This window comes from Streptomyces sp. SD15 (assembly GCF_054462255.1).
The window spans coordinates 85,008-109,016 of sequence record NZ_JBTLMO010000024.1 but is presented as its reverse complement, the minus strand read 5'-3'; the positions used below and the strand labels follow the sequence as shown (position 1 = coordinate 109,016).

The following is a 24,009-nucleotide window of genomic DNA, read 5'->3' as shown; positions in this document are numbered from 1 at the left end:
CTTGCCGCGAATCAGCACCGGTACAGCTTACGTTGTACAACCCGTCCCGCTCCGTCGGGGTGTCCTGCAGATCACAACAACACACCGATTGGTGTCAAGATTCCTAAGAGCGGCCGGAGTTGACGTTTCCTTTGCAGACGCAGGGCCCCGCCGAACCGTTCCGGCGGGGCCCTGGGCAATATGGGCTACTTGCCCGTGAACTTCTCGTACTCCTTGAGGACCTCTTCGGTCGGACCGTCCATGCGCAGCTCACCGCGCTCCAGCCAGAGCACGCGGTCGCAGGTGTCGCGGATCGACTTGTTGTTGTGGCTGACCAGAAACACCGTGCCCGCGTGCTTGCGCAGCTCACGGATGCGGGCCTCGGACCGCTTCTGGAAGGAGCGGTCGCCGGTCGCCAGGGCCTCGTCGATCAGCAGCACGTCATGGTCCTTGGCGGCGGCGATGGAGAACCGGAGCCGGGCCGCCATACCGGAGGAGTACGTGCGCATCGGGAGGGTGATGAAGTCGCCCTTCTCGTTGATGCCGGAGAAGTCGACGATCTCCTGGTAGCGCTCCTTGATCTGCTCGCGGGACATGCCCATCGCGAGCCCGCCCAATATGACGTTCCGCTCGCCCGTCAGGTCGTTCATCAGGGCCGCGTTCACGCCGAGGAGCGAGGGCTGGCCGTCGGTGTAGACCTTGCCCTTCTCCGCGGGCAGCAGTCCGGCGATGGCACGCAGCAGGGTGGACTTGCCGGAGCCGTTCGAACCGATCAGCCCGACGGCCTCGCCGCGGTAGGCGACGAAGGAGACGCCCTTGACCGCGTGCACCTTGCGGACGCCGCGCTCCTCGCCGCGCTTGACGATGCGGCTGAGGGCGGCGGTGGCACTGCCCTTGCCGGTCTTGGCGCCGTTGACGCGGTAGACGATGTGCAGCTCGTCCGCGATGACGGTGGGGACGTGAGACGCCTGCTCAGCCACGGCCGTACCTCTCTTCAGCCTTCCAGAAGTACACGAAACCACCGATGGCGACGGCCACGGCCCAGAAGAGAGCGATGGCCCACACATGGGGCGGCAGGTTCGAGGAGTCGTAGCCGTCGATGAGGGCGAAGCGCATCAGGTCCATGTAGACCGCGGCCGGGTTCAGCTGCAGGACGTTGGCGATCCACTCCGGGCGGTCGGCGAGCATGGTCTTGATGGAGAACATGACGCCGGACGCGTACATCCAGGTCCGCAGGAGGAACGGCATCAGCTGGGCCAGGTCCGGCGTCTTGGCGCCCATCCGGGCCACGATCAGCGCGAGGCCCATGTTGAAGAGGAACTGCAGCGCGAGCGTCGGGAGGATCAGCAGCCAGGACAGGCCCGGGTAGCTGCCGAAGGCCATCACCACGGCGAACATCACGATCATCGAGAACAACAGCTGCTGGAGCTGCTGGAGCGCGAACGAGATGGGCAGCGAGGCCCGCGGGAAGTGCAGCGCGCGCACCAGCCCCAGGTTTCCGGAGATCGCGCGGACGCCGGCCATCATCGAGCTCTGCGTGAAGGTGAAGACGAAGACGCCGGTCACCAGGAAGGGAATGTAGACCTCCTGCGACATGCCCCGGCTGGCCTTGAGGATCAGGCCGAAGATCAGGTAGTACACGGCCGCGTTCAGCAGCGGCGTCACCACCTGCCACAGCTGGCCCAGCTTGGCCTGGCTGTACTGGGCGGTGAGTCTCGCCTGCGAGAAGGCGAGGATGAAGTGCCGCCGCCCCCACAGCTGCCGAAGGTACTCGCCGAGTCCGGGCCGGGCACCGCTCACCGCGAGCCCGTACTTCGCGGCCAGCTCGGCCGCGGAGAGCCCTTCGTCGGACGACGGACGGTCGCTCACCGCGACTCCTCCGTCATGCGTTGTCTCACTCACAGATGGAAACTTTCGTCTTCGAAAAGCGCACGGCCTGGTCGGGCAGGGGCAGGAGACACGGACCGCGGGACGGCCCACGTGCTCACAGGAACGAGCTTGTCAGATGACGGGAGGTCGGCCCAGTCGGGTCAGCCGCCACACCGTACGCCACCTCATGGGGCGCCGGCGCCCGCACGAACTGGTCCAGCCCTCCTTGAAACCGCCGAACCAGGCTTTCAGAGCCGGCCGCGACGGGCGGCGGAGCAGCGTCAGGAGCATCCAGACGCCGAGGTAGACCGGGACCAGGGGCGCGGGCAGGTTTCGGCGCGCGAGCCAGACACGGTTGCGGGCCACCATGCGGTGGTAGACCGCGTGCCGCGAGGGCGCGGTGGTGGGGTGGTACAGCACCATGTCGGACCGGTAGTCGATCATCCAGCCCGCGTCGAGGGCCCGCCACGCCAGGTCGGTCTCCTCGTGGGCGTAGAAGAATTCGTCCGGGAGTCCGCCGACCTCGGCCAGGACCTTCGTACGCACCGCGTTGGCGCCGCCGAGGAAGGTGGTGACACGTGAGGAGCGCATCGGGTCGGCGGCGCGCAGCCGCGGTACGTGACGGCGCTGGGTCTCACCGGTCTCGGGGTCGGCTATGCGGAAGCTGATGATGCCGAGCTCGGGGGCGGCCTCGAAGGCCTTGCGGCACAGCTCGGCCGTGTCGAGAGTGGCCAGGAGGCCGTCGTCGTCCAGGAAGAGAAGGATGTCGACGTCGGTGCCGCCGGGGCCGAAGGCCTCGATGCCGACGTTGCGGCCGCCGGGTATGCCGAGGTTCTCGGGCAGCTCGACCGTGCGCACGCCCGCGGGGACGTCCGGAACGGGCGAGCCGTTGCCGACCACGACCACCTCGACCCGGTCGCCGTCCTGCTTGGCTATGGAGTCCAGCAGGGCCCGGAGTTCCGCGGGGCGGTTGCCCATCGTGATGATGACCGCGCCGACCTTCATCGGGGCGCTCACCGCAGCCTGCTCGAGGCGAGGATGGACACGAGGTGCAGCAGGGTCTGCAGGATGGCGATGCCGGCCAGGACCGCGATGCCGAGGCGGGTCCAGAAGAGGTCGCCGCCGATCATGTCGAGGATCGCCACGAAGAGGATGAAGAGGCTGGCCTCGACGCCGCCGACCAAACGGTGGAACTTCAGGGCCGCCGCCGCCTTGCGGGCCAGGGCGAGCCCGGAGGTGCGCGGCGTGGCCGCCTCGTCCTTGGCCGCGGGCAGGCCGCTGCGGGCCCGCGCCACATCGACCAGGTCCGTCTCGGCCTTGATCAGGATCGCGCCGAGCGCGGCCAGGGTGCCGAGGAAGGCCCACAGCCACTCCGGGCTCTCGGAGCCGTCGAACAGGTCGGCGCCGCGCAGACCGAAGCCCACGAGAAGGGCCGCCTCGGACAGGTAGTGGCCGATGCGGTCCAGATAGACGCCGGTGATCGAGGTCTGTCCGCGCCAGCGCGCGAGCTCGCCGTCGACGCAGTCGAGCAGCAGATAGAGCTGGATGAGTACGGCGCCCAGGAGCGCCCCGGCGAGCCCGGGCACGAGGAGTGCCGCGCCCGCCAGGATGCCCGCGACGACCATCAGGTACGTGAGCTGGTTGGGCGTGATCCTGGTGTTCACCAGGTAGCGGTCGCAGCGCAGCGAGATCTCTCGCATGTACAGGCGTCCCGCCCAGTGCTCACCGCTGCGCCGGTCCTTCACCCCTGCAGGGTGAACGACGGGGCGAAGTTCAGCTACTGATGGCCTTGGCATAGTCGGAGTAGATGTCCTTGATCTGGTGGGTTTTCAGGTCGAGGTGTTCGAGGATCGTGTAGCGGCCGGGCCGGGTCTGCGGAGCGAACTCCACCACCTGGATGAACTCGTCCACCGTGAAGCCGATCTCCTCCGGCAGCACCGGCAGTCCGTGGCGGTGCAGCACCTCGGCCATGTACGCCGACTCCTCGTGCGCCCCCCGCAGATACATCGCGAAGGCCGCGCCCAGCCCGCACTGCTCGCCGTGGCTCGCCGCGCGCTTGGGGAAGAGGAGGTCGAAGGCGTGGTTGATCTCGTGGCAGGCGCCCGACGAAGGCCGCGAGTCGCCCGACACCGACATGGCGATACCGCTGAGGACCAGTGCCTCGGCGAGCACCTGGAGGAAGTCGTTGTCCCCGATGCCGCCCGGGTGCCGCAGCACGGCCTCACCGGCCTGGCGTGCCATCGCGGCGGCGAGGCCGTCGATCTTCTCGCCGTTGACGCGGTTGGCCAGTTCCCAGTCCGCGATCGCGGAGATGTTCGACACGGCGTCACCGATACCGGCGCGCACGAACCGCACCGGAGCCTCACGGATCACATCGAGGTCGATGACGACCGCGATGGGATTCGGCACACCGTACGAGCCGCGGCCCGCGTCGTTGTCCAGGGTCGCGACGGGCGAGCACAGGCCGTCGTGGGCGAGGTTCGTGGGCACGGCGACCAGCGGAAGGCCGACGCGCGCCGCGGCGAACTTCGCACAGTCGATGATCTTGCCGCCGCCCAGACCCACGACCGCGTCGTAGTGCCCGGCCTTCATGGCACCGGCCAGCTCGATCGCGTCGTCGAGGGTGCCGCCGCCGACCTCGTACCAGGTGGCGCCCGGCAGGGCCGGGGCAATCCGCTCGCGCAGCCTGGCGCCGGAGCCGTTGCTCACCGCGACGGCCAGCTTCCCCGAGTGTGAGATCCGCTGGTCGGACAGCACACTCGCCAGATCGTCCAGAGCCCCCGGACGGATGTCGACGACCACCGGCGAGGGGATGAGCCTCGTCAGTACTGGCACGCGATCTCCCGTCCCTTGGCGAGATCGTCGTGGTTGTCGATCTCGACCCACTTGAGGTCGCCGATCGGCGCCACGTCGATCCGGAAGCCGCGGTTGACGAGCTCCTGGTAGCCGTGCTCGTAGAACTGCTGCGGGTCGGTCTCCCACACCGTCTTCAGGGCGTCGGCCAGGTCGGCGGCGGCGTCGCCCTCGATGAGGGTGACGCCGATGTACTCACCGGTGGCTTCGGACGGCTCCATGAGCTTGGTGATCTTCTGGACGCCCTTGTCGGGGTCCACGACGACCTTCATCTCCTCGTCGGCGAGCTTCTTCACCGTGTCGAGGGCAAGGATGATCTTCTTGCCGTCACCGCGGGCGGCCAGCAGCGTCTTCTCGACGGAGACCGGGTGCACGGTGTCGCCGTTGGCGAGGATCACACCGTCCTTGAGGGCGTCACGTCCGCACCACAGGGAGTAGGCGTTGTTCCACTCCTCGGCCTTGTCGTTGTCGATGAGGGTGATCTTGAGGCCGTACTTCGCCTCGAGGGCTGCCCGGCGCTCGTAGACGGCTTCCTTGCGGTAGCCGACGATGATGCCGACCTCGCTCAGACCGATCTCGGCGAAGTTGCCGAGCGTCAGGTCGAGAACCGTGATGCTGTCCTCTATGCCCGCGGGGCCAACCGGCACAAGAGCCTTGGGGAGGCTGTCGGTGTAGGGACGCAGACGCCGTCCGGCGCCGGCCGCCAGCACAAGGCCGATCATGCGGGTTCTCCTTCATCGTGTACGGCGGGCGCCCCGGAGGACACCCAGAAGCGGGTGCTCTCGACGAGCACCAGCAGCGCCACGGCCACGGCCAGCGCCGTGAGCCCGACCTTGAACTGTGCGCCGGTGAGCAGCGCGGCCAGGACGGTGACCAGCAGCGTCCTGCCCTCGTGCCCGCCGATCGCCCGCACCAGCCAGTGCGGGGGCGCGCCGGCGTTGCCGCGGATGCGGTACACCGTGTCGTAGTGATGGTAGGCGACGGCGGCCACCAGGCCGAAAGCTGCGGGAAGCGCTCCGTTCACCTCCGCGTTGGCGGCCAGTACCAGAACGGTGAGGTATTCGGCCGCCCGGAAGAACGGCGGGACCATCCAGTCGAGGGCTCCCTTGAGGGGCCGCGCGAGCGCCACGGGTGACAGGAGTACGTAGATCACGGCGCCCAGCACGGGCCACCAGCTGCCGTACGGGGCGAGCGCCGCGCCGAGCACCACGAGAGTTCCGGCCAGGAGGGCGACGTACGCCGGTCCGGGGCTCGCGACGCCGCGTGTGAAGCGGGTCAGCAGCTCGGCGAGCGGGCCGGAGTCGGTGAGGTCGGCCAGCGCCTGGGCGGCGCGGTCGGTGCGCCGCGCCTTGCGCGTCAGCGAGCGCAGGACACGCCCCGCCGTGGTGTACGTCGCGGCGAACGCGCAGCCGATGAGCAGCGCGTAGAAGGTGATGCGGGGGGTCGTCAGCGCCGTGAGCACGGCGATCATCGCCCAGCGCTCGCCGATGGGCAGGACTATCATCCGGCGCACCCAGACCGTCCAGCCGACGCTGTCGAGCTTGTCCGAGAGGGCGGCGGTGGGGCTGCTGTTGGCGGTGGCGTCGTGGTTCGACTCGTTGAAGGAGAAGTCGACGATGTGGCGGCAGGTCTGCAGGATCATCGCGCCGAGGGCGAGCGCCCATACGTCGTCGCCGCCGCGGGCCGCCCCGAGGGCGAGGCCCGCGTAGTAGGCGTACTCCTTGGCTCGGTCGAAGGTCGCGTCGAGCCAGGCGCCGAGGGTGGAGTACTGCAGGGAGTAGCGGGCGAGCTGTCCGTCCGTGCAGTCCAGGACGAAGGAGAACAGGAGCAGCAGACCGGCCGCGACGAACCCGGCGCGGGTGCCGGTGGCGGCGCAGCCCGCGGCGATCAGCGCGACGAGGAGCGAGGCGGTGGTGACCTGGTTCGGCGTCAGGCCGCGACGGGCACACCAGCGGGCGATGTAGCGCGAGTAAGGGCTGATGCAGTACGTGGTGAAGAAGCCGTCACGGGCCTTCACGGCGCTGCGCAGTCGGACGGCCTCGTCGTCCACGGCCGAGACGGCCTGCCGGGCCTCGTTGCGCTCCTGCGGGTCGGTGGGGACGGCGGCGACGAGCGTGCCGAGTTCGGGGCGGTGCACGGCTACGCCGTCCGCGTCGAGGTCCGCGATGATGCGCTCGGCAAGATTCTCGGTGGCGACGGCGAGGCCGCCGGAGGCGGAGCTCTCGCGAGCCACAGCGCGGGTCAGCGCCCGGCGGGCCTCGGGCTGCACCGATACGGCGCCGGGCAGCGCGGAGGCCGGGAACCGGGGGTCCGTGAGGCCGAGGCGCAGGGCGTGCTGGTGGCCCACGAAGCGGGCGTCGACGACGGCGACGCGCCGGCCGGCCGGTACGGCTGCCAGGAGCGACTCGACGTCACCGGCCTCGGCGGCGAGCCGCACGTCGAAGCCGAGCGACCGCAGATCGCTCTCGAGCGACGATCCGGGGACCGGCTGACCGGTGAGGATGGCGGTCGACAGCGAACTCACTCCCTGAGTGCCGACGCGGCCTCGCGCCGGGCATGTGCGTGGTGGGATGGCCCCGTGCCGAGGGTGGCCGGGCAGCATGTCGGCAGAGGCTATCGGATGATGAGAATCCGGCGTTCACCGCCCGTTCACGGCCCGATCAGCCAGGTCTGCGTAGCCGCCTCCGCCACGATCATCATCAGGGATCCGGGGCTCGTGCCACAAACCGCACTCCCAGACCGGCTCATTCACGGCATCGCGGACGTAACCCCGTGCTCCGGCTCGCAGCGGGACAGGGCGGGCGCGGCACAGAACCGACATAGGGTGGGCGTCCATGACATGGTTGATCACCGGCGGAGCCGGATACATCGGGGCACACGTGGCGCGGGCGATGGCCGAGGCCGGGGAGCGCGTCGTCGCCCTCGACGACCTGTCGGCCGGAGTGGCGAACCGGCTCCCGGAGACCATTCCACTGGTCCAGGGCTCGTCGCTGGACGGGGAACTGCTCAAGCGCGTCCTCGCGGAGCACGCGGTGACGGGCGTGGTGCATCTCGCCGCGCGCAAGCAGGTCGGCGAGTCCGTGGCCCAGCCGACGCGCTACTACCAGGAAAACGTGGGCGGTCTGGCGACGCTCCTGGAGGCGGCCGCCGGGGCGGGCGTCAAGCGGTTCCTGTTCTCCTCGTCCGCGGCCGTCTACGGCAATCCGGACGTCGACCTGATCACGGAGGACACCCCCTGCGCCCCGATGAGCCCGTACGGCGAGACGAAGCTCGCCGGCGAGTGGCTGGTGCGCGCCGCCGGCCGGGCGCACGGCATCGCGACGGTGTGTCTGCGCTACTTCAACGTGGCGGGCGCGGCCACACCGGAGCTGGCCGACACCGGTGTGTTCAACGTCATCCCGATGGTCTTCGACCGCCTCACCCGCGGCGAGGCCCCGCGGATCTTCGGGGACGACTATCCGACGGCGGACGGCACCTGCGTCCGTGACTACATCCACGTCGCCGACCTCGCCGAGGCGCACCTCGCGGCGGCCCGGCGGCTGGCCGGCGGCGCGACGGGCGACCTGACCGTGAACATCGGCCGCGGCGAGGGCGTTTCGGTACGGGAACTCCTCACGCTCATCGCGGAGGTCAGCGGCGACAGTCGCCGGCCGGTCGTCGAGCCGCCCCGCCCCGGTGACGCCCCGCGCGCGGTCGCCTCGGCCGCGCTGGCCGCCGAGGAGCTCGGCTGGGGTGCGCGGCGCGAGGTGCGCGAGATGGTCGAGTCGGCCTGGCAGGGGTGGCTGCTGCACCGGCCCCGGACTCAGGACCAGTGATCGCGTCCCGGCTCCGCCCCTCTGACCTGCGGATCGTTTCCGCAGGTCAGAGCATATGACAACGGTGTTCAGTGCCGCGTTGCCCGATACCCCCCACCCGTAGTTCACTGTGATCCCGGGCAGAGCACAGGAGGCGGCTTCCATGGGGGCTGGACACGATCACGGGCACGCGCACGGCGCGCCCACCACCGGCACGGCGACAGCCGCGTACCGCGGAAGACTGCGCGTCGCGCTGTCGATCACGCTCACCGTGATGGTGGTCGAGATCGTCGGCGGTGTCCTCGCCGATTCGCTCGCGCTCGTCGCGGACGCGGCGCACATGGCGACGGACGCGGTGGGCCTCGGCATGGCGCTGCTCGCGATCCACTTCGCGGGCCGCCCGCCCAGCGGAAGGCGCACGTTCGGCTACGCGCGGGCCGAGATCCTCGCCGCGCTCGCCAACTGTCTGCTCCTGCTCGGTGTCGGCGGCTACGTCCTGTACGAGGCGATCAACCGTTTCGTGACGCCCGCCGCCACCGAGGGAAGCCTGACCATCGTGTTCGGCATGATCGGCCTGGTCGCGAACACGATCTCGCTCACGCTGCTGATGCGCGGCCAGAAGGACAGCCTGAATGTGCGCGGCGCCTTCCTGGAGGTGGTGGCGGACGCACTGGGCTCGGTGGCGGTCATCATCTCCGCGGTGGTGATCATGAGCACCGGCTGGCAGGCCGCCGACCCGATCGCCTCGATCCTCATCAGTCTCATGATCGTCCCGCGCACCTGGAAGCTGCTCCACGAGACGCTCGACGTGTTGCTGGAGGCGGCTCCCAAGAACGTCGACATGGCGGAGGTGCGCGCCCACATCGTGGCGCTGCCCGGCGTCGAGGACGTCCACGATCTGCACGCCTGGACCATCACCTCCGGCATGCCGGTCCTCTCCGCCCACGTGGTCGTCAGCTCCGACGTCCTGAACGCCATAGGCCACGAGAAGATGCTCCACGAGCTCCAGGGCTGCCTGGGTGACCACTTCGACGTGGAGCACTGCACCTTCCAGCTGGAGCCGAGCGGGCACGCGGAGCACGAGGCGAAGCTCTGCCATTGATGCCCATTAATGCAATGCGGCCCCTTCACGTCCGGTGCTAGCGTGACCCCGATCCGAGGAAGAGGTGGGTTGATGACTGTCCCGCATGCCGCTGCCATGTGCGGCGACGACAGGTGCGTCCCCATCCTCCGGGTCCACGGCTGACCCACGCCGAGCGGCGTGCGCGGCGGCCCGGGCCCCCGCATCCGAAGGTTTCTCACGTTGTCCGACCATGACGCCTCCCACGAGGCTTTCTTCGCCCTGCACCATGGACTGCCACGGCAGGGCCCCGGTTCCGACGCCACGACGCGTCATCTGCTGTCCCTCGCGGGCCCGCTGCCCGCACGTCCGCGCGTGCTCGATCTGGGCTGCGGGCCCGGCCGGTCGGCGCTGCTGCTGGCCGCCGAGGCCGCGGCCGAGGTCACGGCCGTCGATCTGCACGAACCGTTCCTCGACGAACTGCGGACGGCCGCCGAGGCACAGGGCCTCACCGCGTCGATCCACACCGTCAACGGGGACATGGGCGAACTCCCCTGTCCGGACGGTTCGTTCGACCTGATCTGGGCCGAGAGCTCGGCCTACCTGATCGGCTTCGACACCGCGCTGCGCTCCTGGCGCCGCCTGCTTGCCCCCAGCGGCACGCTGGTGCTCACCGACTGCGTGTGGACCACCGACACGCCGTCCGCCCAGGCCATCGCCTTCTGGGAGGGGCTGCTGCGCACCACCGAGGAGAACACCCGGGCCGCACTCGACGCCGGGTACTGCGTACTCGGCGTGTATCCCCAGCCGGAGTCCGACTGGGACGAGTACTACGAGCCGCTCGCCGCCCACGCGGACGCGGCCGACGTCACGCGTCCCGGCATGGCCGAGGCCGTCGCGGGCACCCGGGCGGAGATCGCGATGCGCCGCGAGCACGGGAGGGAGTACGGCTACGCGGGCTACGTCCTGCGTCCGGTCCGCGCCGACGGCTGAGGCGTCCCGCGCGAAGGCCACTCCCGGCGCCGTACGTCCACGGCACGGGAGTGGTCGTCGTACGCGCGGTGCCGGAGGCGGCATGCGCGCGGGCGGCGCGCCTCGTCCTCGTACCCATGCGCCCGGGTACTACCCGAGGCTCGGTCTCCTGCCCGCTTCGGTGTACGGCATCCGGCCCGGATGCGGAGGGCCGGCCGAACACCTGACGCCCCCTGTCCTGGACGGTTCCTCGTCCGTGGCACCGGGCACGATCAGGTATCCGGCCGCCGACGGCAGCTGACGTACGTCGTCCGCGTGTCCCGCCCCGCGAGCCCGGGGCGGGACATGCGGGGAGCCGCGAAGTGCCGGGAGTGCCGGTTTCGTACGGCAGACTTGGGGCTCGAAGACCGATGCGAAGGATGGGTATGCCGATCACACCTGCCACCGCGACGCACAGTTCGTCGAACGGCACCGCTGAAGCGATCTTGCTCGAGCTGGTCGACGAGGACGGCAATACGATCGGCACGGCGGAGAAGCTCGCCGCCCATCAGGCGCCGGGGCAGCTGCACCGGGCGTTCTCCGTGTTCCTCTTCGACGAGCGCGGCCGGATGCTGCTCCAGCAGCGCGCCCTGGGCAAGTACCACTCCCCCGGTGTCTGGTCCAACACCTGCTGCGGTCACCCCTACCCCGGCGAGGCTCCCTTCGCGGCGGCCGCCCGGCGCACGCACGAGGAGCTCGGGGTCTCCCCGTCGCTGCTCGCCGAGGCGGGCACGGTCCGCTACAACCATCCGGACCCGGAGTCGGGCCTGGTGGAACAGGAGTACAACCACCTCTTCGTCGGGATGGTGCAGGCACCGCTGCGCCCCGACCCGGAGGAGGTCGGGGCGACAGCCTTCGTAACCGCGGCCGAGCTGGCGGAGCGGCACGCGAAGGACACCTTCTCGGCGTGGTTCATGACCGTCCTGGACGCGGCCCGTCCGGCGATCAGGGAGCTGACCGGCCCGTCCGCGGGCTGGTAGCCCGTCCCGCTACACGACGCTCGGAGTGAGCGGCAGGGCGGCCCAGATCACCTTGCCGCCGCTCGCCGTGTGCTCGACGTCGCACACCCCGCCCGACTCCCTGGTGACCTCCCGCACCAGGAGCAGACCGCGGCCTCCGGTCTGGCCGTGATCGGCCTCCAGAGCGGTCGGACGGTAGGGGTGGTTGTCCTCCACCGAGACCCGCACCCACTCGGCGCCGACGGCGACCTCCACGGCGAGCATCGGCGACAGGAGTGCCGCGTGCCGGACGGCGTTCGTGACCAGTTCGGAAACGATCAGCAGCAGCCCTTGGACAAGGTCGTCCGAGACCGGCACACCCTGGCGCCACAGCAGGTCACGAACGGCGTGTCGGGCCTGCGGAACCGAGGCGTCGACAGCGGGAGCGGTGAACCGCCACACCCCCTCATACGGCAGCGGACCCGGTGCTCTCCGGTCGGGAGGCCCGTCCCCGCCGCCTTCGGGACGGGAGTCGAACCCCCGCCCGTGGTTCTCCATCGTCCGGTCGCCACCCTTGCGCTCGATTGTCACCACACGTCGAGTGTTGGTAACGCGCTGGTTCGGACCGGATGCCTGACCAGAAGTAAGCGGGTATCGACGGCTTCTGATCGCCTGCGCCTGGCACGGTTGACTGTGCGACTGGTCCCGCCGCTGTTGTGTCCGCTTCGGGAACTATTCGGGTTGTACGGGTTTGCCCCCGGGCTCGCCCGATTCGTTCCCCGAGACCAGACTCACGATGCGCCGCCCGCCGAAGCCCGCGGCGATCAGGCCCAGTCCGTCGAAGAGCAGAGCGAGCGAGAAGAAGCAGCCGATGACGTACTTGCTGCTGCTGGGCCAGGAAGCCAGCACCAGGATGCCGAGGAGCAGGCCGAAGGCGCCTTGCAGGAGCGTCCAGCCGACCTGCGGGCCACGCACCACCAGGCTGCCGACCAGCCGGAACACCCCGCCGGTCAGGAACAGCAGGGCGGCGAACATCGTGAGCGCCTCAGCCGCGGCGTCCGGTCGCCGGATGACGACCACGCCGGCCGCGATGTTCAGGGCGGCGACCACCACACCGAGCCAGAAGAAGTTGGTGCCGCGCGCCTGGATCGCGTGCAGCAGTCCGACCGCGCCACCGATCAGGAGCAGCCAGCCGAACAGGATCATCGAGGTCAGCGTGGCGACCCCGGTATAGACGAGCCCGACGAGTCCCGCGATCACAAGGATCACGCCGAACGCTGCGAGCCAGCCGAAACTGCGGGTGAGCCGGGCGCTTTCGCCCTTCGGCCCGGCCGCCTTGGACTTGGCCGTGAGCGCCTCCTCGCGCCTTTCCCTCCTTGATCGTACGTTCGACGGATACGGATAGCATCCGGCGTATGGAGCCGCAGCTGCTGCACAGTGTGGGCGACGGGGTCGCCACCGTCGTCATCCACCACCCGACCAAACGCAACGCCATGACGGCCGACATGTGGCGGGCGCTGCCACCCCTGCTCGACGGCCTGGCCGCCGACCCCGCCGTGCGCGCGCTCGTGCTCACCGGCGAGGGCGGCACGTTCTGCGCGGGGGCCGACATCTCGACGCTGCGGGAATCCCCGGACGAGGCACAGGGTCTCGCCGTGCTCGCCGAGGAGGCGCTGGCCGCGTTCCCCAAGCCGACGCTGGCCGCGATCCGCGGGTACTGCGTGGGCGGCGGGTCCCAGCTCGCGGCGGCCTGCGATCTGCGGTTCGCGCAGGAGGGGTCGCTGTTCGGGGTGACTCCGGCGAAGCTGGGGATCGTCTATCCGGCCTCCTCCACCCGGCGGTTGGTGTCACTGGTGGGTCCGGGTGCGGCCAAGTATCTGCTGTTCTCGGGCGAGTTGATCGACGCGGAGCGGGCGTTGCGCACGGGTCTGGTGGACGAGGTGCTGCCCGAGGGTGAACTCGGCAAGCGGGTGGGGGAGTTCACGCGCGTGCTGGCCGCGCGGTCGCTGCTGACGCAGGCGGCCGCCAAGGAGTTCGCGAACGGGCGGACGGACCGGGACACGTACTGGGCTCAGCAGGCGCGGGGCAGCGGCGACACCGCGGAGGGCGTCGCCGCGTTCCTGGAGCGCAGGCAGCCGCGTTTTACCTGGACCACGTAAGGCGGAAGCGTCTGCCCACCTGGACTACGTGAGGCTGAAGCGGCTGCTCGTGCGGAACTCCTCGACGAGGTGCGCGGGCGCTTTTCCAGGGGATCCGGCGTCGTAGGGCGGCTGCGGGTCGTACTCGGTCAGCAGCTGGACGGCCTGGGCGTGCTCGTCGCCGGCGATCCTCTTTCCTGCCATGACGCGCCCTGCCATTCCTCCCGTACCGACTAGTCGGTAACGTGCGTGGCATGACCACTCCTCTGCCGGAGCGCGCCGCGCGGCGCTGCCACAACGTCCTCAACCCGCTGCACTCGACGCACTACTTCTCGCCTGACCTGGGGCGGGAGCTGGCCGCGGTCGGGATCGAGGACGAGCGGGGCGCGTACTTCGCCGTGCGGGCGGCGGCCATGGGGCCGGTGGGTCCGGGCACGGTGACGGCGACGTTCTACAACTTCCGCCACGAGCTGGTGGCGAAGCACCTGCCCGAGGTGTGGCGGGCGGCCTCGCCCCAGACCGTGCTCGCGGCACGCGCGCGTGCCGTCGACGCGACGCTGCGGCGGCTGCTCGGCGAGGACGTCCTCGCATCCAAGGAGGTGGCCGAGGCGGCGGAGCTCGCCCTGCGGGCCACCGAGGCCTGCGGCAGGACCGCGCGCCCGTTGTACGCCGCGCACGCGGACCTGCCCGTGCCCGACGCGCCGCATCTCGCGCTCTGGCACGCGGCCACGCTGCTGCGCGAGCACCGCGGCGACGGTCATCTCGCGGTGCTGCTCGACGCGGAACTCGACCCGGTCGAGGCCCTGGTCAGCCACGCCGCGACCGGCAAGGGCATGGCCCCGAAGTGGGCGCTGGGCACGCGCGGCTGGTCGCGCGCGGACTGGGACGCGGCGGTCGGGCGGCTGCGCGAGCGCGGACTGCTCGACGCCCAGGGCGAGTTGACTCAGGCGGGAGTGGCCCTGCGCAAGGAGATCGAGGCGCGGACGGACCGGCTCGACCGCGCCCCGTACGAGCATCTGGGCTCCGCGGGCGTGGCACGCCTCACCGAGCTGGCGCTGGGTCTGCTGACGGCGGCGCTCGCGGCCGGCGCGTTCCCCGAGGGCATGATCGGCAAAGGCTGACAGCGCCGATCGGCGCCCTGATCCCCCATTGTCGGTGCCACCTGCCACAATTGCCGCGCAACCTCAGTGGAGAAGGCGGTACGGGATCGTGACGACACCCCTCGTAGGGTCCATCGAAGGCAGGATCGCCGAGGAGCTCGGCGTACGGGAGCGGCAGGTCAAGGCCGCCGTCGACTTGCTCGACGGCGGTTCGACGGTGCCCTTCATCGCCCGCTACCGCAAGGAAGCGACCGAGATGCTCGACGATGCGCAGCTGCGCACGCTCGAGGAGCGGCTGCGCTATCTGCGGGAGCTGGAGGAGCGGCGCACGGCGATCCTCGAATCGGTGCGCGAGCAGGGCAAGCTCACCGAGGAGATCGAGGCGCAGATCCGGGGCGCCGAGACGAAGGCGCGCCTCGAGGACATCTATCTGCCGTTCAAGCCGAAGCGGCGCACGAAGGCGCAGATCGCGCGGGAGGCAGGCCTGGAGCCGCTGGCCGACGGGTTGCTCGGCGACGCGTCGGTCGACCCGCTCGCCGCGGCGGCGGCCTTCGTGGACGCCGACAAGGGCGTCGCCGATCCGCAGGCCGCGCTCGACGGCGCCCGGTCCATCCTCACCGAGCGGTTCTCGGAGGACGCCGACCTGATCGGCGAGCTGCGCGAGCGCATGTGGGTGCGCGGGCGGCTGGCCGCCAAGGTGCGGGACGGCAAGGAGGAGGCGGGCGCCAAGTTCGCCGACTACTTCGACTTCGCCGAGCCCTTCAAGGAGCTGCCCTCGCACCGCGTCCTCGCCCTGCTGCGCGGCGAGAAGGAGGAGGTCCTCGACCTCGTTCTGGAGCCCGAGGAGCCTTCCGAGCAGCCCGGCCCGTCCTCGTACGAGGGGATCGTCGCCCACCGCTTCCAGATCGCCGACCGTGGCCGTCCCGCCGACAAGTGGCTCACGGACACGGTCCGTTGGGCCTGGCGGACCCGCATCCTCGTGCACCTCGGCATCGACCTGCGGCTGCGGCTGCGGACGGCCGCCGAGGACGAGGCGGTCAACGTCTTCGCGGCGAACCTGCGGGACCTGCTGCTCGCCGCCCCGGCGGGCACACGCACGACGCTGGGCCTGGACCCCGGTTTCCGTACGGGCGTGAAGGTCGCCGTCGTCGACGCGACCGGCAAGGTCGTCGCGACGGACGTCATCTACCCGCACGTCCCGGCCAACAAGTGGGACGAGGCCATCGCCAAGCTCGCCCGGCTCGCCAAGGAGCACGCGGTCGAGCTGATCGCGATCGGCAACGGCACGGCCTCCCGCGAGACGGACAAGCTCGCCGGTGAGCTCATCACCAAGCACCCGGAGCTGACGCTCACCAAGGTGATGGTCTCCGAGGCGGGGGCGTCGGTGTACTCGGCGTCGGCGTTCGCCTCGCAGGAGCTCCCCGACATGGACGTGTCACTGCGCGGCGCCGTGTCCATCGCGCGCCGGCTCCAGGACCCCCTCGCCGAGCTGGTGAAGATCGACCCGAAGTCCATCGGCGTCGGGCAGTACCAGCACGACCTGTCCGAGGTGAAGCTCTCCCGGTCGCTGGACGCGGTGGTCGAGGACTGTGTGAACGGCGTGGGCGTGGACGTGAACACGGCCTCCGCGCCGCTGCTCTCCCGCGTCTCCGGGATCACCTCCGGCCTCGCCGAGAACATCGTGACCCACCGCGACGCGAACGGCCCCTTCCGGTCCCGTAAGGCGCTCAAGGACGTGGCCCGGCTCGGCCCGAAGGCGTACGAGCAGTGCGCGGGCTTCCTGCGGATCCGGGACGGGGAGGACCCGCTGGACGCGTCCAGCGTGCACCCGGAGGCATACCCCGTGGTGCGGCGGATGGTGAAGACGGCGGGCAGCGCGGTCGCTTCCCTGATCGGCAACACCGGTGTGCTGCGCTCGCTCAGGCCGACCGACTTCGTGGACGAGACGTTCGGTCTGCCGACCGTCACGGACATCCTGAAGGAGCTGGAGAAGCCGGGGCGCGACCCGCGGCCCGCCTTCAAGACGGCCACCTTCAAGGAGGGCGTCGAGAAGATCTCCGACCTGACCTCCGGGATGGTGCTCGAAGGGGTCGTCACGAATGTGGCCGCCTTCGGGGCCTTCGTGGACGTCGGCGTCCACCAGGACGGTCTGGTGCACGTCTCGGCGATGTCGAAGACGTTCGTGAAGGACCCGCGGGACGTGGTGAAGCCGGGCGACATCGTCAAGGTGAAGGTGCTCGACATCGACATTCCGCGCAAGCGGATCTCGCTGACGCTGCGGCTGGACGACGAGGCGGCCCCGGCGGATCAGCAGGCTGGGGGTGGACGCCCGCAGCGTGGCGGCCGTCCGCCGCAGCAGCGGCAGCAGCAGCCGCGGCAGGCGCGTGGTGGTGCGGGTGGGAGCGGTGGCGGCGGGGCTCGGCAGGCTGCCGCGCCGCCGCCGGCCAACAGTGCGATGGCCGACGCGCTGCGGCGGGCGGGGCTTGTCGACCCCAAGAAGGGGAGGCGTTGAGTTCTGGAGGTGCGTTGCTGCGCTGCGAGTAGTTCGTGGCTCGTCGCGCAGTTCTTCGCGCGTCTTCGGGGCGCTCCCTAAAGTGACACCATGGTCACTTCGCGTGTCATCACCTGGGTAGTCACGGAGAGCAAGGGGTACGAGACCTCTTGGATCACGTCCGGCGCCGGCGCACTGTCGGCGCGCGGACGTGCGGTCGGGACCACTCCGGAGCCGTACTGGATCTCGTACGAACTCGACACCGCCGACGGCTTCGTGACCCGTCGGCTGCGCGTGACGGCCGAGACGGCCGCGGGCACGCGCGCCCTCGATCTACGGCACGACGGGGAGGGCCACTGGACCGCCGACGGGGAATGGCTTCCCGACCTCGGCGGTGCCCTCGATTGCGACCTGGGCCTGTGCCCGCTCACGAACACCATGCCGGTGCTGCGCCATGGACTCCACCTCGGCCCGGGCGAGCGGGAGTTCCTGATGGCCTGGGTGTCGGTGCCGGAGCTGACGGTGCGGGCGTCGCAGCAGATGTACACGCATCTCGGGCGGCACGCAGACGGCGGGCGTGTCCGCTTCGCCTCCGGCGACTACCGCAGTGACCTGGAGCTCGACGCGGACGGGTATGTCGTCGACTACCCCACGATGGCGCGACGGCTGACCACCGCGTAGGTCAGCGTTCCGTGACCTTGCCCGCCGCCACCTCCAGGCGGCGGGTGGTGCGGACGGCGTCCAGCATGCGGCGGTCGTGGGTGACGAGCAGCAGCGTGCCCTCGTACGAGTCGAGCGCCGACTCCAGCTGTTCGATCGCCGGGAGGTCGAGGTGGTTGGTCGGCTCGTCGAGGACGAGGAGGTTGACACCACGGCCCTGGAGCAGTGCCAGCGCCGAGCGGGTGCGCTCCCCCGGCGAGAGCGTCGCCGCCGGGCGCAGGACGTGCTCCGACTTGAGGCCGAACTTGGCCAGCAGGGTGCGGACCTCGACCGGCTCGGTGTCGGGGACGGCCGCGCAGAACGCGTCGAGCAGGGCTTCGGAGCCGTGGAAGAGCTTGCGGGCCTGGTCGACCTCGCCGACGACCACGCCGGGGCCGAGGGCGGCGTGGCCGGCGTCCAGCGGGACGCGGCCGAGCAGGGCGCCCAGCAGGGTCGACTTGCCGGCGCCGTTGGCGCCCGTGACGGCGACCCGGTCCGCCCAGTCGATCTGGAGCGTCGCGGGACCGAAGGTGAAGTCGCCGCGCCGCACCTCGGCGTCCCGCAGGGTGGCGACGACCGCGCCGGAGCGCGGTGCCGCCGCGATCTCCATGCGCAGCTCCCACTCCTTGCGCGGCTCATCGACGACATCGAGCCGTTCGATCATGCGCTGGGTCTGCCGGGCCTTCGCGGCCTGCTTCTCGCTGGCCTCGCTACGGAACTTGCGGCCGATCTTGTCGTTGTCGTTGCTCGCCTTGCGCCGGGCGTTCTTCACGCCCTTGTCCATCCAGGAGCGCTGCATCTGGGCGCGGCCTTCGAGCGCGGACCTCTTGTCGGCGTACTCCTCGAAGTCCTCGCGGGCGTGCCGGCGCGCGGTGTCGCGCTCCTCCAGGTACGCCTCGTATCCGCCGCCGTACAGCGTGATCTGCTGCTGCGCGAGGTCAAGTTCGAGCACCTTGGTGACCGTGCGGGTCAGAAACTCGCGGTCGTGGCTGACGACGACGGTGCCCGCGCGCAGGCCGGACACAAAGCGTTCGAGTCGTTCCAGGCCGTCCAGGTCGAGGTCGTTGGTGGGTTCGTCGAGCAGGAAGACGTCGTAGCGGGAGAGGAGGAGGGAGGCGAGGCCCGCGCGGGCCGCCTGGCCACCTGAGAGGGAGGTCATCGGCTGGTCGAGGTCGACACCGAGCCCGAGGGAGTCGGCAACCTCCTCGGCGCGCTCGTCGAGGTCGGCGCCGCCGAGGTCGAGCCAGCGCTCCAGGCTCGTCGAGTACGCGTCATCCGCGCCCGGTGCTCCGTCGACCAGCGCCTGCGTCGCCTCGTCCATCACCCGCTGGGCCTCGGCCACGCCCGTACGCCGCGCCAGGAACTCCCGTACGCTCTCGCCCTCCCGCCGCTCCGGCTCCTGCGGCAGATGCCCGACGGTCGCGGACGGCGGGGAGAGGCGCAGCTCCCCCTGCTCCGGCGTGAGCAGCCCGGCGAGCAGCCGCAGCAGCGTGGATTTGCCGGCGCCGTTGGCACCGACGAGTCCGATCACGTCGCCGGGCGCGACGACGAGGTCGAGCCCGGCGAAGAGCGAGCGGTCGCCGTGTCCGGCGGCGAGATTCTTGGCGACGAGAGTGGCAGTCATCAGAAGGCCGATCCTAACGGCCCGGCCGCCCTCCTCGGATCTCAGTGGGCCATCGCCGCCACCAGCACGCTCCCCGACGTCCGCGCCACGAGGAAGGACTCCCCCTTCACGGCCTTGGCGTCCAGGGCGACGCGGTGCCGACCCGCCTCCAGGATCCCGTCGAAGACCTCCTGGGTGTGGGTGCGGTACAGGCGGTCGAGGCGGTACGCGGTCAGCTGGACCCGGCAGGTGGAGGTGACCTCGATGCCGGCCTCGCCGTCCGCGGCGACGAGGCGGGTGAGACGGCGCAGCTCGCTGGGGCTGCGGTCGAGCGCGTGTTCTATCTGGGCGACGAGGAGCGGAACGATCGGGGCCAGGCCGTCGACGTACGCGACCTCGACTCCGGCCCGCTCGAAGGACTGCCGTACGGCGGCGCGCTCCCGCTCGCCGACGGCGCGCCCGAAGGCCACCGCGCCGTAGGTGCGCAGCTCGTCGGCCGGGACATTTGTGGCGTCGTGGGTGATGTCGGCACCGATGCCGATGGTGCGCAGGGCGGCGGCGAGCTTGGCGAGCACGGCGACGCGGGCGCCGATGAGGAGGACCCGACGCCGTGCCCCGGAGTCGCCGCTGAGCAGCGAGTTCAGGGCGCTGCGGTACTCGGCGCCGCGGAAGCGGAACGGCCCTATGCCGTGGTAGCCGTTGAGGCCCAGATCGACCCGCTCGTCGGTCTGCCAGGCGAAGTCGCGCCACACATAGTCGTCGTCGGTTTTTTCGATCACGGCGGTGACGGCACCGCACTCGATGCCCTCGCATTCGGGGCAGCCGTAGATGACGTACCGGCCGCCGTCGAGCGGAGCCTCGGCCTCCAGAAGGAGGCTGCGGACCTGGGCGGTGAAGATAGCGGGCGGTACGTCGGAGGCGAGCGGGGACACCGCGTCGAGGTCGGAGAGCTGGTACAGCAGCGGGCGCCCCTCGACAATGAAGTCGACGAAATCCCGGTGCACTTGGTAGTCACCGTTGGCGAGGACTCCACCGGCACGCATCGCCGGTGCCAGGCCGAAGGTCGCGTACTCGGCAGACATGCTGTGAGTATCCCCAGAGTGGGAGCGATGTGAGCACGGCATGACATATTTCGCGCGTGGGCTCTGCCCGCGCGCCCCTGGGAGTGCGCGGGAGGCGGCCGGGCTCGCACCGGGCGAGGCCCGGCCGCCGTGGAGAGAGCGCTCCTGGCGCTCAGCAGTCGGGGGCGGGCTCCCCTGCCGTGAGGTGGTACGGCGCGCGCTCGTCGAGAAGCAGCGGGACAAGGGCGCGCAGGGACTGGCGCAGGGGTACGAGTACACCGTCGCCCTCAGGCCGTACCCGCACGCCGTGCAGGGCGAGTTCGTCGCCGAGGTCCGCGTACTGGTCGGCGGTGAGCCGGTAGCCGCAGGGCGGGTTCTGGATCACCTCGGAGGTTTCGGCCGGGTCGTTGTCCGCGCCGCCGACGTAGACCGGGCCGGTGTCGCGGTAGCCCGCGAGCCGGGCCGCGTCCGTCGCCGCCGCGACTCTTGTGCCCCGCTCTCCCGCGAAGCCGAACAGGCCGCCGAGTGCCGCCAGTTGGGAGTCGACGCGGCGCCGGTTGTTGGTCGGTTCGTCGACGCCGGCCGGGGCGTCGACGCGGCTCTCGATCAGCAGGCCGACGGAGTGTTTGACGCCCGACATGTTCCGCAGGATGCGCTCCTGCCCGTCCCCGGCGGTCTGTTTGATCGGATCGCCGGTCACGGGGTCGGTCCAGATGCCGTAGGTGCCCGTCGTGTACCCCGCTTGCTGTGCGGCGGGCCGCACGTACGCCTGCGACAGGGTCTGAGCCTCGTCGTGCACGACCGCGTCCGTGTTGAGGTTGCGCGGCCAGAGATCGAAGAGGTCCTTGTCGTAGTACTTGGGTGTGGCCCCGTACTCGTGCAGGTCGTAGACGACATCGGGCTCGCGGTCGCGCACCACCTTGGCCATCGCGCGTGCCTCGGCCGTCTGCAGCGCGAGGTGGTCGCGGTTGATGTCGACACCGTCGCTGTTGCCGCGGGTGTCGGCGGCACGGCCGTCGGGGTTGGCGGTGGGAACGACGAGCAGGGTGGTGGTGGCGAGGAACTTCCGGGTCCGCTGGTCCTTCGCGTACGCCAGGTCGCGGATCGTGGTGAGGCAGGCCTCGCGCCCGGACGGTTCGTCGCCGTGCTGGCTGCACACCAGGAGCACGGTGGTCGCCGTGCGGTGCGTGCCGACGCGGACGAGTTGGAGCGGGCGGTCCTGCTTGGTCGTACCGATCCGGGTCACGGACACCCGGTCGCTCGCCTTGTCGACGGCCGCCAGGAAGTCCTGCTCCTCGGGCTGGCCGGTCCAGCGGGCGCCATTGGACTGTTCGAATCCGGTGCGGGGCGGGGTCTTTGACGCGTACGCCGGTGTGATCGTCAGCATGGGGGCCGCCAGAGCCGTGGCGATGACCGCCACGGCAAGGGCGCGCGTTCGGAGTGTCATCAGGGGCTGTCTCCAGGGACGCGGAGGGCGGTGCGCGGGTCGCGTACACCGTCGAGAACCGATGTGCTCTCGGCCGCGGTGGAGCCCGCGGTCGCCTTCGAGAAGGCCTCGGCGCCGCCGACCAGCGGTACGCGGGCCGACGTACGGGACAGGTCGAGGGTCAGGGTCGGCGTGCTCGACGGGGGGTCGATGAGGTCCTTGTCGGTGCCCGCGACGATCAGCGCGAGCCGGTGGCCCGCAGGGACGACGTGGTCGGTTGCGGCCAGGTCGAGGGTGATCGTGTACGCCTTGCCCGGGGTGAGCGGGACGCCCTTCCCGGCGGTGGCGTAGGTGCCCAGGTCGGCCCAGCCACGGCTGAGGACCGTGTAGTCGACGTCGGTCGTCTTCGCCTGCGTGGCCTTGAAGCAGGAGCTGTCGCCGGTCGTGCTCGGGCCCCAGCAGGTGCGGTCGGTGAGCGTGGTGATGCCCTCGCCGGCGGCGGCGTAGTCGCGGATGGTGTCCGGACCGAGGTCGACGAGGACCGCGGAGAGGTGGGCGGTCGAGGTGGTCGGGGTGGCGGTGACGGTCACCTTGGACGAGCCGGACAGGCGCAGGTCCCGGGTCAACGGCTTGGTGACGAACCCGGCCTTCTCGGAGGTGGACCGGTCGATGTGCGCCGCCCAGTCGGTCTCGCTCAGCTGCGGGTCGTCGGTGAAGGTCTCGGTGCCCTCGCTCTTGCGGAGACCGAGGATGCCGACGCCCGCCTGGGTGCCCTCGCCCGGACGCAGGGTCGTCGCCTGGGTGGAGCGGGGCGGCCAGACGGCGGCGGTGACCCACTGGCCGGGGTGGCGCTCGATGTCGGCCATGGGCTCGTCGTCGATGCCGTTGTCGTAGCCGAGGAGCTCGTGGTCGAACCAGCGGTGCAGGGTGTCGACCCAGTCGGCGCGGCGGAAGTCGAAGGGGTCGACGTGACCGGTCTGGGAGAGCCAGATCTTGCGCTCGACGCCGTTCTTGGCGAGGGCGTCCCACCACGGACCGACGTGTTCCATACGGACGTTGAGGTCCTGCGAGCCGTGGATCAGGAAGACGCTCGCCTTGACCTTGCTCGCGTCCTTCACATAGTCGCGCTCGGTCCACAGCGAGGTCCAGTCGCCGGTGCGCGGCGCCTCGTCGACGAGCTTCTGCTGCACGGCGGCGCACTTGGTACGGGCGTCAGGGCTGTCGACGTAGTCGGAGAGCCAGTCCGGGCCCGAGTCGTAGAGCGGGGCGCCCTGGGAGAAGTAGTAGTCGTACCAGGAGGAGATGGCGCTGATCGGCACGATGGTCTTCAGGCCCTCGACACCGGTGGCGGCGACGCCGTTGGCGATGGTGCCGTCCCAGCTCTTGCCGATCATGCCGGTCTTGCCGTTGGTCCAGCCCGCCTTGGCCCGGTCGCTACCGGAGCGCGAGGTGTAGGCCTTGGCCCGGCCGTTGAGCCAGTCGACGACCGCCTTCGCGGACTGGATGTCGGAACGTCCGCCGACGTCCACACAGCCGTCGGAGCGGTTGGTTCCGGCCAGGTCGACTCCGACGAAGGCGTAGCCGCGCGGCACGAAGTAGTTGTCGTAGAACAGCGGCATCTGGACGACGTTGCCGTTCGCGTCGTACGTCTTGAGCTGGCTCTCGTTGCCGCGTCCGCAGCAGGAGTAGTACGGGCTGGCGTCCATGATCACGGGGACTTTGCGGCCCTGCTGGGCGAGTTCCCGGGGCCGGACGATGTCGACGGCGACGCGGTCGGTCTTCCCGTCGCTGTCGCCGTCGAGGCCGGTGTCCACCCAAACGGATTCGCGGATCGCGCTCTCGTAGGAGTAGATCGGGGCGCTCTCCCGCGGGGCGCCGTGTGCGGCGGCGGGGGTGAGGAAGGCGGCCATCAAGGCGGCCGTGGCCGCCATCGCGAGCGATCTCCAGGTCGTGAAGCGCATGCGGCGCGCTGGTGTCGGCATGCGCG

The 24,009-nt window shown here is 70.5% G+C and carries 20 protein-coding genes and 2 pseudogenes; 8 read left to right on the top strand and 14 right to left on the bottom strand.

Going from position 1 to position 24,009, the window contains the following annotated elements; translation table 11 throughout:
• Nucleotides 1–185: 185 nt before the first annotated feature.
• The 7 genes from ACX28W_RS23975 to ACX28W_RS23945 all read right to left on the bottom strand — a co-directional run bounded on the left by ACX28W_RS23975 (nucleotide 186) and on the right by ACX28W_RS23945 (nucleotide 7,216).
• Nucleotides 186–977 carry an ABC transporter ATP-binding protein gene (locus ACX28W_RS23975; RefSeq protein WP_459001360.1) on the bottom strand — a complete coding sequence of 264 codons (792 nt, stop codon included), beginning with the start codon at nucleotides 975–977 and terminating at the stop codon, nucleotides 186–188.
• On the bottom strand, nucleotides 952–1,881 hold the full coding sequence (locus ACX28W_RS23970; RefSeq protein ID WP_459001331.1) for an ABC transporter permease: 930 nt from the start codon (nucleotides 1,879–1,881) through the stop codon (nucleotides 952–954). Before ACX28W_RS23970 ends, ACX28W_RS23975 begins: the two co-directional genes overlap by 26 nt.
• Before the next feature lie 99 nt (nucleotides 1,882–1,980).
• Complete coding sequence (locus ACX28W_RS23965) at nucleotides 1,981–2,865, bottom strand: glycosyltransferase family 2 protein (RefSeq protein ID WP_459001329.1); 885 nt, start codon at nucleotides 2,863–2,865, stop codon at nucleotides 1,981–1,983.
• Complete coding sequence (locus tag ACX28W_RS23960; RefSeq protein WP_362065952.1) at nucleotides 2,862–3,644, bottom strand: CDP-alcohol phosphatidyltransferase family protein; 783 nt, start codon at nucleotides 3,642–3,644, stop codon at nucleotides 2,862–2,864. The genes ACX28W_RS23965 and ACX28W_RS23960 overlap by 4 nt, the downstream gene beginning before the upstream one ends.
• Nucleotides 3,622–4,683 (bottom strand): iron-containing alcohol dehydrogenase family protein, encoded by a 1,062-nt coding sequence (locus ACX28W_RS23955; RefSeq protein ID WP_459001328.1) that lies wholly within the window; start codon nucleotides 4,681–4,683, stop codon nucleotides 3,622–3,624. Before ACX28W_RS23955 ends, ACX28W_RS23960 begins: the two co-directional genes overlap by 23 nt.
• Entirely contained in the window at nucleotides 4,671–5,423 is a 753-nt protein-coding gene (locus tag ACX28W_RS23950; RefSeq protein ID WP_459001326.1) for a phosphocholine cytidylyltransferase family protein, read from the bottom strand. Before ACX28W_RS23950 ends, ACX28W_RS23955 begins: the two co-directional genes overlap by 13 nt.
• Nucleotides 5,420–7,216, bottom strand: coding sequence for a DUF5941 domain-containing protein (locus ACX28W_RS23945; RefSeq protein WP_459001358.1), 1,797 nt, complete (start codon nucleotides 7,214–7,216; stop codon nucleotides 5,420–5,422). The genes ACX28W_RS23950 and ACX28W_RS23945 overlap by 4 nt, the downstream gene beginning before the upstream one ends.
• A gap of 319 nt (nucleotides 7,217–7,535) precedes the next feature.
• Between ACX28W_RS23945 and galE the strand changes: the two genes are divergently transcribed.
• The 4 genes and pseudogenes from galE (at nucleotide 7,536) to idi (ending at nucleotide 11,546) form a co-directional block, all read left to right on the top strand.
• Nucleotides 7,536–8,516, top strand: a complete 981-nt coding sequence (gene galE, locus ACX28W_RS23940; RefSeq protein ID WP_459001325.1) for a UDP-glucose 4-epimerase GalE — start codon at nucleotides 7,536–7,538, stop codon at nucleotides 8,514–8,516.
• Between the two features lie 142 nt (nucleotides 8,517–8,658).
• Nucleotides 8,659–9,597 carry a cation diffusion facilitator family transporter gene (locus tag ACX28W_RS23935; protein WP_459001324.1) on the top strand — a complete coding sequence of 313 codons (939 nt, stop codon included), beginning with the start codon at nucleotides 8,659–8,661 and terminating at the stop codon, nucleotides 9,595–9,597.
• Nucleotides 9,598–9,798: 201 nt separating this feature from the next.
• Nucleotides 9,799–10,828, top strand: a pseudogene (locus ACX28W_RS23930) (class I SAM-dependent methyltransferase).
• Nucleotides 10,829–10,952: 124 nt separating this feature from the next.
• Nucleotides 10,953–11,546 carry an isopentenyl-diphosphate Delta-isomerase gene (idi, locus tag ACX28W_RS23925; RefSeq protein WP_459001322.1) on the top strand — a complete coding sequence of 198 codons (594 nt, stop codon included), beginning with the start codon at nucleotides 10,953–10,955 and terminating at the stop codon, nucleotides 11,544–11,546.
• A gap of 9 nt (nucleotides 11,547–11,555) precedes the next feature.
• Here the strand turns inward: idi and ACX28W_RS23920 are convergent, their stop codons facing one another.
• Both ACX28W_RS23920 and ACX28W_RS23915 read right to left on the bottom strand, forming a co-directional pair.
• Complete coding sequence (locus ACX28W_RS23920; protein ID WP_459001356.1) at nucleotides 11,556–12,062, bottom strand: ATP-binding protein; 507 nt, start codon at nucleotides 12,060–12,062, stop codon at nucleotides 11,556–11,558.
• Nucleotides 12,063–12,236: 174 nt separating this feature from the next.
• The gene (locus tag ACX28W_RS23915; protein WP_459001320.1) at nucleotides 12,237–12,773 is read right to left on the bottom strand and encodes an HdeD family acid-resistance protein; all 537 of its coding nucleotides are present in this window, start codon (nucleotides 12,771–12,773) and stop codon (nucleotides 12,237–12,239) included.
• A 146-nt stretch (nucleotides 12,774–12,919) separates the two neighbouring features.
• Here ACX28W_RS23915 and ACX28W_RS23910 point away from each other — a divergent pair, with 146 nt between their 5' ends.
• Nucleotides 12,920–13,663 carry an enoyl-CoA hydratase/isomerase family protein gene (locus ACX28W_RS23910; RefSeq protein WP_459001319.1) on the top strand — a complete coding sequence of 248 codons (744 nt, stop codon included), beginning with the start codon at nucleotides 12,920–12,922 and terminating at the stop codon, nucleotides 13,661–13,663.
• Nucleotides 13,664–13,687: 24 nt separating this feature from the next.
• Here the strand turns inward: ACX28W_RS23910 and ACX28W_RS23905 are convergent.
• A pseudogene (locus ACX28W_RS23905) lies at nucleotides 13,688–13,834 on the bottom strand (DJ-1/PfpI family protein); the annotation flags it as partial.
• Between the two features lie 62 nt (nucleotides 13,835–13,896).
• On the opposite strand from ACX28W_RS23905, the gene ACX28W_RS23900 reads away from it, so the two are divergent.
• The 3 genes from ACX28W_RS23900 to ACX28W_RS23890 all read left to right on the top strand — a co-directional run bounded on the left by ACX28W_RS23900 (nucleotide 13,897) and on the right by ACX28W_RS23890 (nucleotide 17,914).
• The gene (locus ACX28W_RS23900; protein WP_459001317.1) at nucleotides 13,897–14,763 is read left to right on the top strand and encodes an SCO6745 family protein; all 867 of its coding nucleotides are present in this window, start codon (nucleotides 13,897–13,899) and stop codon (nucleotides 14,761–14,763) included.
• 88 nt (nucleotides 14,764–14,851) lie between these two features.
• Complete coding sequence (locus ACX28W_RS23895; protein ID WP_459001315.1) at nucleotides 14,852–17,254, top strand: Tex family protein; 2,403 nt, start codon at nucleotides 14,852–14,854, stop codon at nucleotides 17,252–17,254.
• Between the two features lie 90 nt (nucleotides 17,255–17,344).
• Nucleotides 17,345–17,914, top strand: coding sequence for a putative glycolipid-binding domain-containing protein (locus tag ACX28W_RS23890; RefSeq protein WP_459001313.1), 570 nt, complete (start codon nucleotides 17,345–17,347; stop codon nucleotides 17,912–17,914).
• A gap of 1 nt (nucleotide 17,915) precedes the next feature.
• Here ACX28W_RS23890 and ACX28W_RS23885 read toward each other — a convergent pair whose 3' ends face one another.
• The 4 genes from ACX28W_RS23885 to ACX28W_RS23870 form a co-directional block, all read right to left on the bottom strand.
• A complete protein-coding gene (locus ACX28W_RS23885) occupies nucleotides 17,916–19,556 on the bottom strand; it encodes an ABC-F family ATP-binding cassette domain-containing protein (protein WP_459001311.1) in 1,641 nt (546 codons plus the stop codon).
• Nucleotides 19,557–19,597: 41 nt separating this feature from the next.
• Nucleotides 19,598–20,617, bottom strand: a complete 1,020-nt coding sequence (locus tag ACX28W_RS23880; RefSeq protein ID WP_459001309.1) for an oxidoreductase — start codon at nucleotides 20,615–20,617, stop codon at nucleotides 19,598–19,600.
• A gap of 151 nt (nucleotides 20,618–20,768) precedes the next feature.
• Nucleotides 20,769–22,043, bottom strand: coding sequence for a M14 family metallopeptidase (locus ACX28W_RS23875; protein ID WP_459001308.1), 1,275 nt, complete (start codon nucleotides 22,041–22,043; stop codon nucleotides 20,769–20,771).
• Nucleotides 22,043–24,004 carry a Xaa-Pro dipeptidyl-peptidase gene (locus tag ACX28W_RS23870; RefSeq protein ID WP_459001307.1) on the bottom strand — a complete coding sequence of 654 codons (1,962 nt, stop codon included), beginning with the start codon at nucleotides 24,002–24,004 and terminating at the stop codon, nucleotides 22,043–22,045. Before ACX28W_RS23870 ends, ACX28W_RS23875 begins: the two co-directional genes overlap by 1 nt.
• Nucleotides 24,005–24,009: the final 5 nt, after the last annotated feature.